General features: G+C 42.0%; 13 protein-coding genes. 2 read left to right on the plus strand and 11 right to left on the minus strand.

Features of this window, described 5'->3' with window-relative positions:
* The first annotated feature begins 2 nt into the window (after positions 1 to 2).
* Positions 3 to 1,247 (plus strand): response regulator, encoded by a 1,245-nt coding sequence (locus MHI32_RS21955; protein WP_076184175.1) that lies wholly within the window; start codon positions 3 to 5, stop codon positions 1,245 to 1,247.
* A gap of 18 nt (positions 1,248 to 1,265) precedes the next feature.
* On the plus strand, positions 1,266 to 2,549 hold the full coding sequence (locus MHI32_RS21960) for an extracellular solute-binding protein (protein ID WP_076306152.1): 1,284 nt from the start codon (positions 1,266 to 1,268) through the stop codon (positions 2,547 to 2,549).
* Between the two features lie 73 nt (positions 2,550 to 2,622).
* On the opposite strand, the gene MHI32_RS21965 is transcribed toward MHI32_RS21960, so the two are convergent.
* The 11 genes from MHI32_RS21965 to adhE form a co-directional block, all read right to left on the minus strand.
* Positions 2,623 to 4,221, minus strand: a complete 1,599-nt coding sequence (locus MHI32_RS21965) for an ABC transporter substrate-binding protein (protein WP_076193080.1) — start codon at positions 4,219 to 4,221, stop codon at positions 2,623 to 2,625.
* 94 nt (positions 4,222 to 4,315) lie between these two features.
* Positions 4,316 to 5,278, minus strand: coding sequence for a carbohydrate ABC transporter permease (locus MHI32_RS21970; protein WP_235219483.1), 963 nt, complete (start codon positions 5,276 to 5,278; stop codon positions 4,316 to 4,318).
* Positions 5,279 to 5,293: 15 nt separating this feature from the next.
* Positions 5,294 to 6,286 carry an ABC transporter permease subunit gene (locus MHI32_RS21975; protein WP_305953563.1) on the minus strand — a complete coding sequence of 331 codons (993 nt, stop codon included), beginning with the start codon at positions 6,284 to 6,286 and terminating at the stop codon, positions 5,294 to 5,296.
* 524 nt (positions 6,287 to 6,810) lie between these two features.
* The gene (locus tag MHI32_RS21980) at positions 6,811 to 7,602 is read right to left on the minus strand and encodes a response regulator (RefSeq protein ID WP_036682908.1); all 792 of its coding nucleotides are present in this window, start codon (positions 7,600 to 7,602) and stop codon (positions 6,811 to 6,813) included.
* Positions 7,580 to 9,433 carry a sensor histidine kinase gene (locus MHI32_RS21985; RefSeq protein ID WP_076129629.1) on the minus strand — a complete coding sequence of 618 codons (1,854 nt, stop codon included), beginning with the start codon at positions 9,431 to 9,433 and terminating at the stop codon, positions 7,580 to 7,582. The genes MHI32_RS21980 and MHI32_RS21985 overlap by 23 nt, the downstream gene beginning before the upstream one ends.
* Positions 9,434 to 9,461: 28 nt before the next feature.
* Positions 9,462 to 10,292, minus strand: a complete 831-nt coding sequence (locus MHI32_RS21990) for a carbohydrate ABC transporter permease (protein ID WP_036682912.1) — start codon at positions 10,290 to 10,292, stop codon at positions 9,462 to 9,464.
* Positions 10,292 to 11,176: a sugar ABC transporter permease gene (locus MHI32_RS21995; RefSeq protein ID WP_036682917.1), complete on the minus strand. Its 885-nt coding sequence runs from the start codon at positions 11,174 to 11,176 to the stop codon at positions 10,292 to 10,294. Before MHI32_RS21995 ends, MHI32_RS21990 begins: the two co-directional genes overlap by 1 nt.
* Positions 11,177 to 11,304: 128 nt before the next feature.
* The gene (locus tag MHI32_RS22000) at positions 11,305 to 12,711 is read right to left on the minus strand and encodes an extracellular solute-binding protein (RefSeq protein WP_076129628.1); all 1,407 of its coding nucleotides are present in this window, start codon (positions 12,709 to 12,711) and stop codon (positions 11,305 to 11,307) included.
* Positions 12,712 to 13,150: 439 nt separating this feature from the next.
* The gene (gene pflA, locus MHI32_RS22005; RefSeq protein WP_036682920.1) at positions 13,151 to 13,888 is read right to left on the minus strand and encodes a pyruvate formate-lyase-activating protein; all 738 of its coding nucleotides are present in this window, start codon (positions 13,886 to 13,888) and stop codon (positions 13,151 to 13,153) included.
* 217 nt (positions 13,889 to 14,105) lie between these two features.
* Positions 14,106 to 16,367, minus strand: a complete 2,262-nt coding sequence (gene pflB / locus MHI32_RS22010) for a formate C-acetyltransferase (RefSeq protein ID WP_076218917.1) — start codon at positions 16,365 to 16,367, stop codon at positions 14,106 to 14,108.
* Between the two features lie 254 nt (positions 16,368 to 16,621).
* A complete protein-coding gene (gene adhE / locus MHI32_RS22015; protein WP_036682925.1) occupies positions 16,622 to 19,243 on the minus strand; it encodes a bifunctional acetaldehyde-CoA/alcohol dehydrogenase in 2,622 nt (873 codons plus the stop codon).
* Positions 19,244 to 19,460 lie beyond the last annotated feature (217 nt).

The raw sequence follows: 19,460 nt of genomic DNA on the forward strand, positions 1-19,460 counted from the left end.
CGATGAATGTGTTAATCGTGGACGATGAAAGTTTTGTTCGCCGTTCTCTGTCAGAAATGCTGGGAAGTGCGAATCACAACTTTAGCATTATTGGCTCGGCAGAGAACGGTTTAGAGGCTGTGCAATTGTTAAAAGAGCATATGGTTGATCTGGTGATATCCGATATCCGAATGCCCGGCATGGATGGGCTGGAACTCGCTAAGCATATCCATGAATGTTATCCAGACACTGAAACCGTGCTGCTCACAGGTTATCAGGACTTCACCTATGCCAGTCAAGCCATCCGTTATGGTGTAAAGGAATATTTGGTTAAACCAAATTCAGTAGAACATATTCTTGAAGTCGCAACAGGCGTATATGAACGTCTTCAATTGAAGAAACAGCAGAGGCAATTAACGCAGCTAAGAGAAAAAAACCTTCGGGAGAAACGCTTATCTGATCTTCTTTACGGCATCCCGTTGCCCTATTTTGAAGAACAACTTATACCTCCTTTTCATTCCTTTGTAGTCGTAACCGTAAACCATCTTGGAGTGGGCATGCCTCAGAACTGGTCGGAACAAGCCATGTATGCAGCAGTTATAAATATATTAGAAGAATGTTTTGCGCTGTACGCCAACGTTGTTGGCATTCAAGAGGAGCAGGAAGCCATCATGCTATTATTCTATCCTCTTGAGCAGCCTAACGGCGTTGATGAGGTATTGACACAAGAGCTGCTGCATAAGCTATCGGGCATTCTGAAATCGCCATTTTGTGCAGGGGTCTCCAACCCTCACTATCAATTGGGGGCGCTCGCAACCGCCTATCATGAGAGTCTGGAAGCTTGTCAGCAGGTCAAAAAAGAGAGTACGCCATCCGTTATCTTTTTCAGAGACCTCTCCATGCATTCGGCTTCTCCACAGCTCACTGAACAACTACAAGTAAAGGCAACGCGCAGGGTAATCTCTATGATGATTGAGGTTATGAATTCCCGGCTCCAAGAAAATCTCTCCCTCAAAATGATCGCAGACGAACTGTATATGAATCCAACGTATCTCGGCCGATTGTTTAAAGATGATGTAGGGGAGCCTTTCTCTAGCTTTCTTACCAAACTTCGTATTCAAAAAGCTACTGAATTATTAGAGAATGTTACTCTCAAGGTATATGAGGTTAGCGAATTAGTAGGCTTTAAGGATCCTGCGTATTTCAGTCTCATTTTCAAGAAATACATGGGGATGACTCCTCAGGAATTTCAGAAGCACAACAAATAAAGCAGAGGTGTGTTTCTCTTGAATGTAAATGGTAAGTTGATTACTGTCCTATTAACATTTGGCTTGTTACTTAATACAAGTGGTTGTCAGCTCTCCCCTTCCAAGGAAGATACCGCTTTACAAGACCCGATACAGCTGAACATCTGGCTCACTGCTGGATCAGGTCTTGAGTCGCTCATTGACCAATATCAATCCCAACATCCCGAGCTAGAGATTCATATTCAGACCTCCACCTCCACGCAGCTTCCAGCCAAGCTACAGACCTCGTTCGCAGCTGGATATAGTTCGCCGGATGTGGCTGCCATTGATATTAGCTATTTAGATCGCTTCAAACAATTTCCTGATTATTTTTATAATCTAAAAACCTTTGAAGCTGACAATCTGAAGGACCAATTTCTGAATTGGAAGTGGCAGGAGGTGCTGGGTAATGATTTTATTTTCGGATTACCAACGGAAATTGGACCCTATGCCATGTTATATCGAACGGATATATTCGCATTATCAGGCCTCCCTACTAAACCAGAGGAAGTGGCTAAAGAAATCCAAACTTGGGATCAATTCCTTGAAGCGGGCACCAAAGTACAGGAGAGAACAGGAAAAGCTTTTGTAAATGACTTGGAGAACCTCTATCTCACCCTTCTACGTCAGTCCAAGCTTCAATATTACAGTCCCACAACGCAAGAATTGATCCTCGACAATAATCCAGCGGTCAAACGAGCCTGGGACTTCTCAATTCAAGCCCTTAAGCTAAATCTGTCCGCCAGTATTGCAGTGGATACCCAACGCTGGGGTGCAGGCCTGCTCAACGGAGATTTTGCAGTCATGCTCTGTCCGGCTTGGATGATTGGTCATATCAAGAGCAGTGCTCCAACTGCCAGCGGTTTATGGAATGTAACACAAATCCCAGAAAACAGCGCTAATCGCGGAGGCTCCGTTCTGACCTTACCAAAGACAGGTAATCATCCTGATGAATCCTTTGCTCTTATTAAATGGCTAACCGAACCAACGCAGCAATTGGTTTCTTTCAAGGTACAAGGGGCTTTCCCTTCCACCCCCGAAATCTATGATGACCCAGAAATCCACGATCTGCATGATCCTTATTTTCCTAATTCAGAGCTTGGTCTGACCCTTTCGTCAGCAGCAAAAGCAGTAATTCCCACCTATTACGGCCCTCATCATGCTGACGTGGAGACAAGCATGCTCGAATACTTGACCAAAGCTGAAAAAGGCGAGCTAACTCCTGAACTGGCTTGGACCCTTGCTGTTCAAGCCGCAAAGCGAATAGACAGCTCCTTCCGCTAAGTACTATCATAAAAAGGCTCTCCCCGGCTAAATCAGCCTGCCGGGGAGAGCCTTTTTTGAATTCATTTTCGCTTTATTTTTGCGCAGCCAGGAAAGCATCCAGCTGTTTTTGTTTCTCTGCAATAATCTTATCGAGCCCTGCCTTTTTCAGCTTATCAGCATACTTAGTCAGTACGGTATCAGGATCAACAGAACCCGTATCCAAGCTGATGTCGTATTCATCCATTACAGCTTTACAAGCAGCCATTTCAGTCTTCATTGAGGAGGCATCGAAGTTGAAACCAAGCGCTACAGAGGCTTTACCTTTAGAGTTAAAGGCTTTGAATTGTTCCCATTTGTCTGGAGCTTCACTTTCCCACACGGGGTTCAGGAATTGACTTCCAAGCATCCAAGCTGCAGCCGTATTATAATCAGCTGTTTTATCTGTAGCTTTGATCGTATCACCACTTACGACTTCATAGTGCACACCTTTTATACCGAAAACAAGCAGATTGTTGATATCTTTATCTGTGTGCAGAATATCTAGCACCATCATGGCCCGAGCCGGATCACCAGAGGAAGCGGAGATCGCAAGCATCGATCCAGCAGCATCACTTGTAGAAATCGTTGGATCATTGAATGCAATTTGTTTCAGCTTGCCAACCAAGCCGGTAGCGTTAGCCAGCTCACTATCTTTACCCGGTTTAAGCGATTGCACTGTCATAAAGACATTGCCAGCCTTCATTGCATCCTGAGTCGAATTCGTAGCAACAGCTGCGTCTTTGTTAATGTAACCTTTTTTCATATACTCACGAGTAAGTTTAATGATTTCTTTATAACGATCCATCTCAATCATCGATTGAATCTTAGTATCTGAGGAATCTTTAAGCAGAACACCAGGAATGGCAGCATCACCAAGGGTATCGTATTGTGCCATGTATTGTGAGTTAAAGGTCTCACCTTGTTTGAAATACAATGGAGTCAGGTCAGGTCTTTTCTCCTTCACTACTTTGAGAACTGCATCCAGATCTTGAATGGATTTCACATTCGACATATCGATGCCCAGTTCATCCGCAATATCGGAGCGATAGACAACCCCACCTTGTGCAGCCAGCTCCTTGTTTGTAGGAACAGCATAATTCACACCATTGATCGCTGAACCTTTTAAGAATTGTGGATCCAGATTTTTTAGAATTCCTTGGCCGTATTCATTTAGGAGATTACCATATTTGCCGCTATCGTCATTAATCGGGAGATAAGCGCCTTTAGCTGCATTCGTTACGTAGTTCTTCCATTGAGCTGTAAAGATGATATCGAATTTTTCCTGACTCGCAATTTTCAGATTGACATCATTGTCCCATGGACCCCAATCGATCGGTGCGATATCCAATTTGGCGTTGATTTTAGGTTCCAATAACTTATTGATTTCATCTTCTACAGCTTTTTCATCCTTTTGCACGGCACCGACATAAATTAACTTGACGGTATAAGGCTCCAATTCTTTTGCCGGTTCGGCAGTAGGATCCGCGGCTGGCTCATCCGTAGCAGCAGCATTGGTAGCGGTTGCATTTTCGCTTGGAGCAGGTGAAGCTGCTTCATTATTCCCGTTATTCCCACCGCAGCCTGCTAAACTAAGACTCAGTACCATCGTTAGCAATAGTGTCATTAGTGCGCTTTTTCTAACAGCTTTCATATACACCATAACCTCCCTCAAAATATTTATATATGCTGAATCGGCCGTTCACACCTTAGCATAAAGCGGCCGAATTAAGCCATTACAATCGTCCTTAACCTTTGACAGCACCCACGGTAAGCCCTTTAATAAAATACTTCTGGAAGAAGGAATATACAAACACGATAGGTCCGATACCAATAACAGCCATCGCCATTCTTACCGTTTCTGTTGGAATATTGATTTCTACACCCTGTGCAGCCAAGGCAGCCATCGCCTGAGGACTTGCTGTCAGGAATTGAACATTCAGCATCGTCTTATACATTAGGTATTGTAAATTGACATGACCTTCGGGTGAGATAAAGATCAAACTAAGGTACCAATCATTCCAATAGGCCAGGGTCTGAAACAAACCTACTGTAGCTAACACTGGCATAGACAAAGGCAAAATAATTTGAACGAAGATCCGGAATTCTGGTGCCCCATCGATCTTAGCAGATTCGATTAAAGCTGGCGGTATGGTATTGGCAAAAAAGGTCCGTAAGATGATAACAAAGAAAGCAGAAACCAGCAGCGGCATAATTAGAATCCATAACGTATCCTTCATATGCATCATTCGCGTGTAGACCAGATACCAAGGCACAAGGCCGCCATTAAACAACATTGTAAAAAACATAAAAAATGAGAAGAAATTACGATGTGGAAAATCTCCACGTGAGATAGGGTAAGCGTACATAGCCATAATGATAAGACTCAGAATCGTGCCCACCACAGTCACAAATAACGAAACGGAAGCTGCATCGATAATTTGCCAATAATCTTTTAACAGAAATTCATAAGAAGAAATATCCCACTTGTTAGGAAAAAAGCTGTAGCCGTTCTGGATAACGGAATTCTCGTCCGAAAACGATACAATAACTACGAGGATCAGCGGCACCACACAAATCGCTGTGTATATCCAAAAGAATATATTAATTAGCAAATTAGATATATTAGATATTTCATTGGGTTGTCTTTGCCGTTTTGTGCGCTTCCCTGTACGCCGTGACGACCCTATTGCTGTTTCTGTCTGGCTCAACACTCCCACCTCCCTTTAGAATAAAGCATCATCTTTACTGATTCGCCGCACTGCTAGATTCGCTAAGAAAATCAATAGAAATCCTACAACAGATTGAACGAGACCCGCGGCTGAAGACATTCCTATATCACCGATTGCGAGGAAGGTTTGATATACATATGTGTCGATAACCTGCGTCGTCGAGTATAACGCTCCTGCATTTCTCGTAACCTGAAAGAATAATCCGAAGTCTGCGTTAAAAATCCTGCCTATCTGCAGCAGCGTCATTACTATAATAACTGGGCTGATTAGCGGCAGTGTGATTTTTCGAATCTGCTTCCATTTAGAAGCTCCATCAATTAGTGCAGCCTCATAATATTCATTATCTATTCCAATAATAGCGGCCATATAAATAACCGTTGTATACCCAATCTCTTTCCATATCTTCACGATTACTAGAATCCCAGGCCAATATTTGGACTGTGAATACCATTCGATAGGATCTACCCCAAAGAACGGGAGTAATGTCTTGTTCATGAACCCATGCTCTGCACTCAGAAAGCCGTATACTAAGTAACTTACGACGACCCAAGAGAGAAAATAAGGGAGAAACATAGCGCTTTGATGGAATTTCGATAGCCATCTGCTGCGCATTTCGTTAAACATAATTGCGAAAGCCAGCGAAAAAAATAGCGTCAGTATAATAAACGCTGTATTATACAATAACGTATTCCTCGTAATGATCCAGGCCGTCTCCGTCGAGATTAAATATTTAAAGTTCGCTAACCCGACCCAATCACTACCCAGAATCCCTTTTTGGTAATTGATATCCTTAAATGCAATTACCGTCCCTAACATCGGTATGTAATTATTGATGATTAGAATCACTATCGCAGGTAACATCATCAAATAGAACACCCAATATTTCTTCATTACTCTAAGAAAATTCGGCGTTCTTCCCCTGCCTGGTTTCTTTACTTCTGACAAGCTGACGGAAGGATTCGTCACACTCATTTTTGGTTCCCCCATTCTCCATCATCCCATTCTTAAGCCCCAATTACTCTTGCTTGCCTAACGTTTTGTGTATCCTCCTTACACTCTAATTAAAACATATGATAATTTATGGGAGTATAGGAAACATATTATATTTCTATAAAAAAAGAGACGATTATCCTCGAAAATCGAGGAAAACCATCTCTTCAGCCTCTATATAGAGGCAAAAAATTTAATTAATCATAGCTTATGTACCTTAATCGCATTTATCACAGCCAAAGGCTGGTTGATAATTCCTGCCTTAAATTAACTAGGCAATCAGTCCTTGTGTTCCCAGAGAGGCCCACATCCGCAGGTGTGGGACGGCCCCTATACTACGAAGAGGGGTGAGGGAGAAGGAACGGAGAGGAAGTTTGGAACTGTAGGAGCGTAGCGTTCGCCTTTATCCTCGGATTTCAACCGCTAATAGCGGTATCTAATCAAGAAATCTGAGGATAACAGCGACCGGAAGTCCAAACATTCCTTGGAGCGACGCTAACCTCACCACTCAGCAGCTAACCTCACTGCACTTCGGTCCGGCATCGGTCGCGATACTCCTTAGGCGACATTCCTGTCTGCTTCTGAAATACCTTGGTAAAATAACGCCGCTCCTGATAGCCAACTCCCGAGCCAATCATCGTAATACTCTTATCGCTGTTAGTTAGCATAAACTTAGCAGCTTCAATTCGTTGTAGGGTCACGTATTCCACGAAGGTCATAGCAAAACGATTCTTAAATAAGAGACAGAAATAACTGCCACTAATCCCGATCTTATTCGCCACTTCCTCAATCCCAATATCAGAATGGAGATGTTCTGTGATGTACTTAGCTGCTTGGTTCATCAGCTGATCCGGTGTTTTTTTGCCAGAATCATCTTCACCTTCAGGGATTTCCTGAAAAATTGGAATGCTATTATACAGTTTATTCTTAAACTGCTTACTACGGATCTTAGCCCCAATCTCCCGTACCTTATTGCCAAGCTCTTCATAATGTATCGGCTTACAAATATACTCTTTAACACCTAGCCGAATCGCTTCCCGTGCATAATCAAACTCCTGATATCCGGTAAGAAGCAGCACCTCGCTATCCAATCCCATCTCCCGCAACTTACCGATAAAAGTTAACCCGTCCATCACTGGCATACGGATGTCACATAACACAAGATCAGGCTGTTTCTCCTCGGCAATACGCAAAGCATCCATTCCGCTTCGCGCCATACCGACAACCTCCATCCCCATCTCCTGCCAAGGCAACACCCTGTTCAGATTATTCAGAATTGGGGCTTCGTCATCAACCAATAATACTTTTAGCATAATGATCTTCCCCCTGCTCGTATTTAGGTATGACACATTGGATAATAGTACCATGACCTGGACTAGAACAGATAAATATTCCGTACCTGTCACCGTATTCAATGCGGATGCGATCTGCTACACTGCGAATACCAAGACCTCTGCGTTCAAGATTCATCCGGTTATCCCGTTCAGCCTTAACTTCTTGCTCCACAGGATCATTCACAATATATTGAAAAATAGCCAACTGAGAAGGTGTAATACCAATACCATTATCTTCAATACGTAAAATCAAATCCCCCTGCTTCTCCCAAACTTTCACAGAAACATGACCTTTGTAATCAATGCCCTCAAATCCATGTTGAATGCTGTTCTCTACAAGCGGTTGTAACGTGAGTTTAAGGATACCGCAACTCATCAATTCATTCGGAATATCGATCTCGTATTCGAACAAATCTTCAAAGCGGAATTTTTGTATATCCAAATAATTGCGTAAATGTTTAACTTCTTCATCCAGTGTAATCTCTTCCCGATCCTGAATGCTGATTCGCAAAATACTGGCCAGCCTGTAGACCATCTCACTAACTTTTTTGCCTTCATTCTGTATAGCGAGAACATTGATTGATTCTAATGTATTGAATAAAAAATGTGGTTTAATCTGTGCCTGCAGAACACGCATCTCAGCTTGATTCTTGCGACGCTGCTCCACATGAATTCTGTTAAACAACCCATTGATTTTATCCATAAGGTCATTAAAACCCTTAGCAAGCAGCGTTAGCTCATCATTCCCTTTAACTTCTACCCTAGTGGTCAGATCTCCGTCTTCAACCCGGCGCATAAAACGAACAATGACAGCGATGCCGCCGGTAATCCGGTTCATAAAAAATAAATTGAAGATCACAGCTGCCAATAAGCAAAGGAAAATCACAGCGACGAACCAGCGAGCAAATACTGTAACTTCATGAGACAACGTATCCCAAGAAGTCACAGATACCAGACTCCATGGATAGTCCTTCAAATGATACATGGAAAGAATGCTTTTCTCCCCGTTGTACTCTGTTTTGAAACTCTGAAACCCTTTTTTAAAGGTAATCTCTTTATCCGCGAAAGACTGGAAGTCCTGTCCATCCAGCTTTTGATCTGGGTCAAAAAGAATCATTCCATCATCATTTACAAGCATAAAGGAAACATCCTGATTGCTATCCCCAATTTTTAAATTGCGAAATATGGATTCGAACTCCCAATTCTTGATCTGCACAACTAGGATACCTATGTTCTGAAAGAAGCTCAATTCCTTCACTAGCCGAATTTGTGTAAACACAGGTTCAGTACCCGTAAGCTCGGGATACTCGTGAGGAGCCAGCCATTTCGGCACACCATTTAAGTCCATAACTTCCTGGTACAGATCACTTTTTTTGAATGTATCATAGGGTAGCGTTCGGAAATTTTCCTTGTTAAAAAGCGACACGATTTCAGAGTTACCTCTACCGTTAAAATTGTACAAAAATGCATAACTGATCGATGGATGATTAAACAACAGACTACGGAAATTGCGCTGGCTCGCATTCAGATTCAGTTGCTCAGCATCAGTCAAATCCTGGTTGTTAGGATCATCTGCACTAAGGGCCATATGAAACACCGAGGTAGCAATTCCGTTGTCTGTAACGTTATCCATATCTTTTAATACATTAGAAATACTGTAACTAATCGCTTTAAGTGAGTATTCCGACTGCTGGCTGTACTTTTTTTCAATAGAATTATAAGTCACAAAAAACATAAGCATGCCTAGAATAAATAAAGGAATGATAATCAGGCCCAAAAATGCCGTAAATAATTTATAGCGCAAATTCATCGGCTAGTGCTCCTGACTGTGAATAAAGTTATCCTTTTACGCCGCCCGCTGTTACACCTTCAATAATCTTCTCCTGAAGAATTGCATAAATGATAATTACCGGCAGTACGCTGAAGACGATACCGGCTGACATTTGTGCATAGTTCATCTGGTATTGATCCCGGAATTGGACCATACCTACTGGAAGCGTTCGCAGCTCGTCATTCGACAGGAAGTAGTTAGCTAGCAAGAACTCGTTCCAATTTCCCAGGAAATTAACAATGAATACAGTAACCATAGCCGGAACCGTTAGAGGTACAATAATTCTAGCAAAGATACCCGGTGCCTTCAAGCCATCCATGACCGCAGCTTCTTCTATTTCTCTAGGTAAATTTCGCATAAATGCTGCTAAAATAATGATGGTAAATGGAATCGCATTGGCGATATAAGGAATGATCAACGCCCAGTGGGTGTTCAGTATTCCTAACTTACGTACAATCGTATAAATCGGCAGCATTAAAGCATTATTCGGGATGAGCATTCCTACTAAAACCAGTGAGAACAAAATAGTATTCCATTTCCCCTGACGCATCCGCGTAACCGCAAAAGCAAACATAGACGCAAGCAGAATGGACACTACAGAGGCAAGGATCGAAATGTACAAACTGTTGAAAAAGTAAGTACTAATCTTGGCATTTACCCAAGCCTCCACGTAGTTATTGAAGACGAATTCCTTGGGGATGCCAAAAGGATTAAGCGCAATCTCATTATTATCCTTTTTCACAGATGAGAATAATACGAATAGGAAAGGAAACAGGATCACTAACAAATAGAATAAAAGGGCAATATGTGGCAGACTCTTTTTCAGGGCGCGTGGCATCAGTATTCAATCCTTTCTGTACGACGTGCAATCAGCAGCTGATAAAGGACTGTAACCACCAGTGTAAATGCAAAGATCAGGACAGCGATGGCATTTCCGTATCCATACTTAAAGTTCGTGATCGCATATTTAATCATGTATGTTGCCATTACATCGGTTGAACCTGCAGGTCCCCCCTTAGTCATAACGATGACGATATCCGCAGCTTTCATTGCTCCAGCAATGGATAGCATAATTACAACCGAGATGATCGGTACGATTAGTGGGAGCGTGATACGAGTAGCGCGTTGAAATCCAGTTGCGCCGTCAATGGCTGCAGCTTCATCCAATTCACCAGGAATAGCTAGAATCGCCGCTAGGACCATAACGATATAAAATCCAGTCCACTGCCAAGCATTCGTCAACAAAATAGAAAGCATTGCAAATCTTTCATCTGACAGCCAGTAAATAGGATTAATTCCTACTAGACTAAGGAGCTTATTAAAAAGTCCAATGTTGGGCTCATAGATAAACCCCCAGAGAATACCGATAACCGCTGTAGACATAATGGAAGGCATAAAGACTGCTGTCTTATATAAGCCCTTTAACTTCTTCACATTAGAAATTAATAACGAGAAGAATACGATCAACGGTACCTGTATACATACGGAGAAAAGAATAAACCAACCGTTGTTTTTAACGGATATCCAGAATCGTTCATCTCCTAGTGCTTTCTCATAATTACTTAATCCGGCTGATTTAACCGTCTCCGATACACCGTTCCAACTAGTAAAGCTGTAATAAATAGAACTAAAAATGGGGTAAATGAAAAACATCGTGAACAATATCAATGCTGGAAGAACGAAAAGGAAAAATACCACTGGATTTCTTAATGCTTTATTCATGACTACCTCCGGTTGCTTTGACATCTGGCGAATAGTGAATGCTTCAGATCAAGTGCAAACAAATATTTTCTTTGATTTTAAAAATGTACCCTGGATTTAGCACCAGGGTACATTCAGTTTGCAGCTATTTATTCAACTGCTGCGTTTGCTTCTTCTTGTACCTTTTGCAAAGCTTCGCCCATTTTCTCAGGAGTCGTCTGATCGCCAATCAGTTTTTGAATTTGAATGTTACTGATTTCTGTAGTTACATCAGCTTGAACAAGAGAGTCAAATGCTGGGAACGAAGATTGTGAGTTGTTAAGTACACCTACGATTTCGCTCATCAGATCATCAGTAATATTCTCATTCAATACGTTTTGGTCAATCTTCATTGCTGGCAATACACCATCTTCAACAAGTCCGCGCAATTGCATTTCTTCATTAAATAAGTTTTTAATAAAAGATTTCACAGCAGCCAATTGACGTGGATCTTTCTCAGCAGATGCAGAGAAACCATAACCATTGTTCACATCGCGCATCAATGCAGTTTGGTCACCCGCTCCGCCTTCAACTGCTGGGATGTTGAAGAATCCAACTTTACCGATCAAACCTTCGCCAGATTGGCCCGTTTTAAATACGGAAGATTTCCAAGTACCATCATACAGCAGGATCGCTTCACCACTAGTGAATTGTGTTGTGTATTCAGCATATTCAAAGCCAAGTTCGCCTTTTTTGAAGTAGCCTTTATCAACCCATTCTTTGTATTTCGCAAATCCTTTTACTACATTTGGATCAGACCATTTAGCTTCGCCTGTTGCAAATTTAGCAGTTACATCCGGACCTGCATAACGTGACCACAGGTGGTTAGCTAACATAAGTGGTACCCAACCAGCTTTGGATGCACCAGCCAAAGGTACTTTTCCATCAGCCTTGATATCAGCCAATTGTTGTTCCAATTCAGCAAATGTTGTTGGAGCCTTCCAGCCCTTGCTTGTATAGTATTCTTTGTTATAGAAGAAACCTTCACCAGAACCACCGATTGGCAATCCATAGATTTTTCCTTCATAAGTGAAAGGATCAAGATTTGAGAATTTATCCTTAATTCCAAGTTCCTCAAGGATTGGAGTCAGGTCAAGTAATTTACCTTCTTTAGCATAGATCTTGGAGTCAGGGCTGCCGAACAGATCGAAGATTTCCGGTGGATTACCCGCAGCCATTTCACCACGCAATTTTTCTTTACGGTTTACATCTGAATCTACCCCATCGAGTTTAAAGGTCAGACCCGGTACATCCTCTTGTACTTTGTTAACTACTTCTTCGAGAATAGCCAGACGTTTCTGCTTGTCTGCACCGATTTGAGTGTGACGAATCGTCATTTCAAATGGCTCGTTATTTACCGGTTCTTCTGTTGCTGGAGCATTTGTAGCGGCTGAGTTAGTCGCGGTAGCGTTTCCATCTCCTTTGTTAGAAGACGCATTGTTGTTGCCTCCGCAACCAGTCAGTAAAGCTGATGATACGAAAATCAGGGACAATAGCAAAGTCATACTTTTTTTCATTTCTTGTGACCCTCCCTATATATTGATGTGCTTTACACTTCTTATTATAGAAAACAGACTTCATTATCGTAAGGTTAAGATTCATCCACTATAGGGATAAAAATCTCTAATGTAAGCGGAATCAACTACATGATAAGTTATATTTTATAACATAAAAATGTTAAATCGCTTTATTCATTTGTTTTTCTCATCACAAAAGTTTGTTTTTCTTTAAAAACATTTAATTAAAATATCAAATTAGTCATATTACCTGACATATTCATTTATTATCTACCCCATAAACCACGTGTAACTATAGCATGTCTTTATTAGGAATAATATAAAATTCCCCCTCAGAGGAGATTTAACCCCTCCCTTTTTACTTCCTCATAACAAAAAACCGCACCTTCAGTGATGATCAACCACTGAGGGTACGGTCTCTCTAAAAAATAGATATCTATTATACCAATGCCGTTTGCTTACGACCTTCTTCGACCAAGCGATATGCCCGTTGCACTTCTTCTTCTGTTGGAGAAGGTACTCCATCCAGTTCATAAGCCTTGCCGAGCATTTCCCATTTATAGATACCCATCTGATGATAAGGTAAGATTTCGAATTTCTCGACGCCATTTAAAGTTCCAATATAACGACCTAAGTTAATGAGATCCTCTTCACGATCATGAATACCAGGAACATATACATGTCGGATCCACATCTTACGATTATGGTCTGAGAGCCAGCGTGCAAGCTTCAAAGTTCGATCATTGGATTTACCGGTTAATTTGATATGCGCTTCTTCATCAATATGCTTCAGATCAAGCATAACCAAATCTGTTACATCCAATAAGTCATTAATCTTGTCACCTTCGTTGTAACCATTACTGTCTAATGTGGTGTGCAAATTCCAACGTTTTTTTACTTCCGTGAATAACTGCTTTACAAATTGCGCCTGCAAGGTTGGTTCTCCACCGGATACAGTTAACCCGCCACCGGATGAACGATAATAGTTTATATATGGCTCGATTTCCGAAAGCACTTCTTCTAGAGTCATTTCTTTACCTTCATCTAAAGCCCAGGTATCAGGGTTATGGCAATACTGACATTTCAGCAAGCAGCCTTGCATAAATAAGACAAATCGAATACCAGGTCCATCAACGGTTCCAAAGGTTTCCAAAGAATGTATGCGACCTTTAATCATAGGATGTCATCCTTTCGCCACGCCAGACTAACAGTCCCTTTTTCAACGATGAAGATCCCTGTCCTTGAGACTGTCATATCCCTATATCGCGGCAATAAAATTTAAAATTTTAACAATTCTCAAACAAGATATTACCGCCCTTGAGACAAGGGCGGTATCTTCCTTGCAATTATTTCAATAGTAGTACTAATTCAAAGATCTTCATGACAGGAACAAATTACATCGAACCGTGGAATGTACGGTTGATTACATCCATTTGTTGTTCACGAGTCAGCTTGATGAAGTTAACTGCATAACCGGATACACGGATAGTCAATTGTGGATAGTTCTCTGGGTGCTCCATAGCGTCCATCAGCTGTTCACGGTTAAATACGTTAACATTCAAATGCTGAGCGTTGTTATGGAAGTATCCATCCATCATGTGTACCAGGTTAGACTTACGGGAATCCTCGTCTTTACCAAGTGCCTTAGGTACGATGGAGAACGTATTAGAGATACCATCTTGTGCATCGGAGTAAGGCAGTTTAGCTACAGAGTTCAGGGAAGCCAAGGCGCCTTTCTTGTCACGTCCGTGCATTGGGTTAGCACCTGGTGCGAAAGGTTCACCTTTCTTACGTCCATCAGGTGTAGTACCTGTCTTCTTACCGTACACTACATTCGAAGTAATGGTCAGTACCGATTGAGTCGGCACAGAATCACGATATGTTTTGTTTTTACGGATCATAGTCATGAAGGTTTCAACCAATTCTACTGCGATGCTGTCAACAGCATCGTCATTGTTACCGTAGCAAGGGAATTCGCCTTCTGTTTCGAAATCGATCGCAATACCTTGTTCGTTACGAATAGGTTTTACTTTGGCGTATTTAATTGCGCTTAGTGAGTCAGCTGCAACGGACAGCCCAGCAATACCACAAGCCATCGTACGCAGAATGTCACGGTCATGCAGCGCCATTTCGATACGTTCGTAAGAATATTTGTCATGCATATAGTGAATGATGTTCAAAGTGTTAACATAAGTCTTAGCCAACCACTCCATCATCGGTTTGAAACGTTTCATTACTTCGTCATAATCCAGATATTCAGAAGTGATCGCTGGGAATTCCGGTCCAACTTGTGCTCCGGATTTTTCATCCACACCACCATTGATAGCATACAGTAATGCTTTTGCCAGGTTGGCACGAGCACCGAAGAACTGCATTTGTTTACCGATACGCATTGGAGATACGCAGCAAGCAATCGCATAATCTTCACCCCAGTATGGACGCATTACATCGTCATTTTCATACTGAATTGCACTAGTTTCGATGGAAACCTTAGCACAATATTTTTTGAAGGCTTCAGGCAATTTTTCGGACCACAGTACAGTTAAGTTTGGTTCCGGAGCTGGACCCAAGTTGTACAGGGTGTTCAAGAAACGGAAGCTGTTCTTAGTAACACGAGTTGTTCCGTCTTCAGCCATACCACCGATGGATTCAGTTACCCATGTTGGGTCGCCGGAGAACAGATCATTATAGTCAGGTGTACGCAAGAATTTCACGATACGCAGTTTCATTACGAAATGATCGACGATTTCTTGTACTTGTTCTTCAGTCAAAGTACCTTCAGCAATATCGCGTTCTGCATAGATGTCCAGGAAAGAGGACACACGGCCCAGGGACATCGCCGCACCATTTTGCTCTTTAACTGCTGCCAGATATCCGAAGTATACCCATTGAGTAGCTTCTTTGAAGTTGGTCGCCGGTCTGGAAATATCCATACCATGAGCAGCTGCCATTTCTTTCAATTCGCCAAGTGCACGAATTTGCTCGGACAGCTCCTCACGCAAACGAATGATATCTTCAGTCATGGAATCTACTTCAAGCTCAGTTTGTTGTTGTTTTTTGTCTTTAATGAGGAAATCAATACCGTACAGAGCAATGCGGCGGTAGTCGCCGATGATGCGTCCGCGTCCGTAAGCATCAGGAAGACCTGTAATTACGCCGGATTTACGCACAGCTCTCATGTCTGGTGTATATGCATCAAATACGCCTTGGTTATGCGTTTTGCGAATGTTCGTAAACATGTCAACGATGTTTTGTGGAAGCTCGAAGCCATAAGCCTTCGTAGCATCAACCATCATCTTGATCCCGCCGAATGGCTGGATGGAACGTTTGAAAGGAGCATCAGTCTGTACGCCTACAATTTGTTCCTTGTCCTTGTCAATGTAGCCTGGAGCATGTGAAGTGATTGTGGAGACAGTATCTAGGGAAACATCCCATACGCCGCCTCTTTCTCTTTCTTCCTTGCTCAATTGGGAAATAATCTTCCACAGTTCAGTTGTGTTACTAGTAGGTCCTACGAGGAATTCTTCGTTTCCTTCATAAGGCTTAATGTTGCTTGCGATAAAGTTGTTAACGTCAACTTTTCTGGACCATTTACCTTTTGTAAAACTTCTCCAACCGGATTTCACTTCTTGTACATCTTTTTCAATCACCGACATGCTAAATCCCTCCATCTATATTTATATTATATTTGTAGAGATCGCGGGCTTGAAGGTTGATCCCGTGTCTCGTGATCCCAAGAAAAATATGGTTGTTCGAAAATTCACAATCATTGTTCCATATATGGGACCGTTGTTTATATAAACATTTTAGTTTATTTTCTATAAATAGACTGTGACAAATATCACCTTTCCGGTGATATTTGTCACTTATATCTAATCCACAACCATCCTATTATCTACTTAACCAAATATTAATTATCAAATCTTCCGTAGAAAGCATTACGATATACATCTGCGAGTTCAGATACCAGCGGCAGCTTAGGATTGGCAGTTGTACATTGATCTTCAAATGCACGGTCAGCCAAGTAATCTACATGGGATTCAAAATCCTTAGGATCAAAGCCCAATTGTTGGAAGGATTCTTCGATACCCAGTTTTTTGTTCATGTCGCGAATAGCATTGATCAGGCTAGTTACACCTTCTTCAGTTGTGCGAGCTGGCAATCCCAGAATACGGGCGATTTCTGCATAACGCTCGTCAGCTACGAAATGTGAATATTTAGGGAACGAAGCGAACTTCGTAGGTTTCTTAGCATTGTAACGAATAACGTGTGGCATAAGGATCGCATTAGTACGACCGTGAGCAGTGTGATATTGACCGCCCCATTTATGCGCCAAGCTGTGGTTAATACCCAGGAAAGCATTAGCAAAGGCCATACCAGCAAGTGTTGATGCGTTATGCATTTTTTCACGGGCAACTCTGTCGCCTTCAAGAGCCGATTTTTCAAGGTATTGGAATACCAATTGGATTGCTTTAATTGCCAGACCATCCGTGTAGTCACTCGCCATAACAGATACATAAGCTTCGATGGCATGTGTCAATACGTCCATACCTGTATCAGCTACAGCAGTTTTTGGCAAGCTATATACGAACTCTGGATCAATGATAGCTACGTCTGGAGTTAGCTCGTAGTCAGCCAAAGGATATTTAGTGTGTTGTTCAGTTGTTTTATCGGTAATAACTGCGAAAGATGTTACTTCCGAACCTGTACCCGAAGTAGTTGGAATCGCTACAAACTTAGCTTTGTTTCCAAGTTTAGGGAATTTGTAAACCCGTTTACGGATATCCATGAATTTTTGTTTCAGACCATTAAAGTCTGCGTCTGGATGTTCATAGAATAACCACATTCCTTTTGCAGCATCCATTGGGGAACCACCGCCAAGTGCGATGATGCAGTCCGGTTGGAATCTGTTCATCATTGCAGTACCTTTTTCAACTGTAGTTGTTGATGGATCTGGTTCAACTTCCGAGAACACTTCGATTGCTACAGGAGTTTGGCGTTGACGCAGGTAATGTTCAACTCTCTCAACATATCCAAGCTTAACCATCATTGGGTCAGTGATAATTGCGACACGTGTGATATCAGGCATTTTGGTCAGGTACTGAGTAGCGCCTTTTTCGAAATAGATCTTGTCAGGTACTTTAAACCATTGCATATTCACGGTACGACGATTCACCCTTTTCACGTTGATCAAATTAATTGCTGTAACGTTTTGCGACACGGAGTTACGACCATAAGATCCGCAGCCCAGCGTCAACGAAGGGATGTTAGTGTTATAGATATCGCCGATCGCACCATGAGTGGAAGGCGAGTTAACGAGAATACGTCCTGTTTGCAGACGGTTAGAGAACTTCATGATTACTTCTTCATTGTTGGAGTGGATAGCCGAACTATGGCCCATACCACCAAATTCAACAACTTGTGCTGCGCGTTCAATACCTTGATCTGCGTTTTTAACTTTGTAGCAAGCAAGCACAGGACTCAATTTTTCAGCGGACAATGGATATTTAGTGCCTACACCTTCAAGTTCTGCTACCAGAATCTTAGTGCCGGCAGGAACTTGAATGCCGCACATTTCAGCAATTTTCACTGCGGATTGTCCAACGATTGCTGGATTAACCGCACATTTATCAACGTTCATAGCGCCGCTAGTAAGTTTGGCAGCTTCTTCTTTGTTAACAAAGTAGCAGCCATTAGCGATCATTTTCTTTTTCACTTGATCGAAGATTGGTTCTTCGATAATAACAGCTTGCTCGGAAGCGCAGATCATACCATTATCAAATGTTTTGGAAAGAATGATGTCCGTTACGGCTTGATCGATATCCGCGCTCTTTTCGATGAATGCAGGTACGTTACCAGGACCTACGCCAAGAGCTGGTTTACCACAGCTATAAGCTGCTTTTACCATTGCAGAACCGCCTGTTGCGAGAATAAGTGCAACGTCAGGGTTGTTCATCAAAGCGTTTGTTTTGTCCATCGTTGGCATTTCAATCCATTGGATACAATTCTCAGGTGCGCCAGCTTTTACAGCCGCATCATGAAGAATTCTAGCAGCTGCTGCACTACACTCTTGCGCAGATGGGTGGAAACCGAATATAATAGGGTTCCGTGTCTTAATCGAAATCAACGCTTTAAACATCGTGGTGGATGTAGGGTTGGTTACCGGTGTGATACCCATTACAATTCCGACGGGCTCAGCAATTTTTTGGAAGCTTTCATAAGCATTGTCTTCAATAACGCCTACTGTTTTATCGTATTTAATTCCGTGCCAGATATATTCTGTCGAGAAGATGTTTTTAGTAATTTTGTCTTCGTAAACCCCGCGGCCAGTTTCTTCTACAGCCAATTTAGCGAGGTACATATGTTTGTCGAGTCCAGCCAACGCCATTGCATGAACGATTGTGTCAACTTGCTCTTGATCCAGCGCCATGAATGCCTCATGTGCTTTTTTCGCTTTATCCACCAAAGTCTGAATATACTCTTCAGCGGTAGTTTGTTTAACTTGGGCGGCGACTTCGTTCTTAACTGCCATCTCCCTCGTCCTCCTGTCAATTTTTAGGTTGTTTTTCTCTACACATTTATCTTATCACATCATTTCCACCTTGTATAGTGAAATCTTTCACAAAGTATAAAGTTTTTTTGATTTGTTTTCAAAGCGCTTTCATTCGATCATATTATAGGTTTTTTACCATTATTTATGCTTTATTATTCCTTAAATCTAAAGTTTATGTTTAAAAAGACAAGAACCG

The organism is Paenibacillus sp. FSL H7-0690 (assembly GCF_037980415.1).
Taxonomy (GTDB): domain Bacteria; phylum Bacillota; class Bacilli; order Paenibacillales; family Paenibacillaceae; genus Paenibacillus_AQ; species Paenibacillus_AQ odorifer.

Coding starts and splice junctions, on each gene's coding strand:
- adhE (WP_036682925.1), bottom strand. CDS start 19,243: ATGGCAGTTAAGAACGAAGTCGCCGCCCAAGTTAAACAAACTACCGCT.
- MHI32_RS21965 (WP_076193080.1), bottom strand. CDS start 4,221: ATGAAAGCTGTTAGAAAAAGCGCACTAATGACACTATTGCTAACGATG.
- MHI32_RS21985 (WP_076129629.1), bottom strand. CDS start 9,433: ATGAATTTGCGCTATAAATTATTTACGGCATTTTTGGGCCTGATTATC.
- MHI32_RS21955 (WP_076184175.1), top strand. CDS start 3: ATGAATGTGTTAATCGTGGACGATGAAAGTTTTGTTCGCCGTTCTCTG.
- MHI32_RS21980 (WP_036682908.1), bottom strand. CDS start 7,602: ATGCTAAAAGTATTATTGGTTGATGACGAAGCCCCAATTCTGAATAAT.
- MHI32_RS22000 (WP_076129628.1), bottom strand. CDS start 12,711: ATGAAAAAAAGTATGACTTTGCTATTGTCCCTGATTTTCGTATCATCA.
- MHI32_RS21975 (WP_305953563.1), bottom strand. CDS start 6,286: ATGGGGGAACCAAAAATGAGTGTGACGAATCCTTCCGTCAGCTTGTCA.
- pflB (WP_076218917.1), bottom strand. CDS start 16,367: ATGTCGGTGATTGAAAAAGATGTACAAGAAGTGAAATCCGGTTGGAGA.
- MHI32_RS21995 (WP_036682917.1), bottom strand. CDS start 11,176: ATGAATAAAGCATTAAGAAATCCAGTGGTATTTTTCCTTTTCGTTCTT.
- pflA (WP_036682920.1), bottom strand. CDS start 13,888: ATGATTAAAGGTCGCATACATTCTTTGGAAACCTTTGGAACCGTTGAT.
- MHI32_RS21990 (WP_036682912.1), bottom strand. CDS start 10,292: ATGCCACGCGCCCTGAAAAAGAGTCTGCCACATATTGCCCTTTTATTC.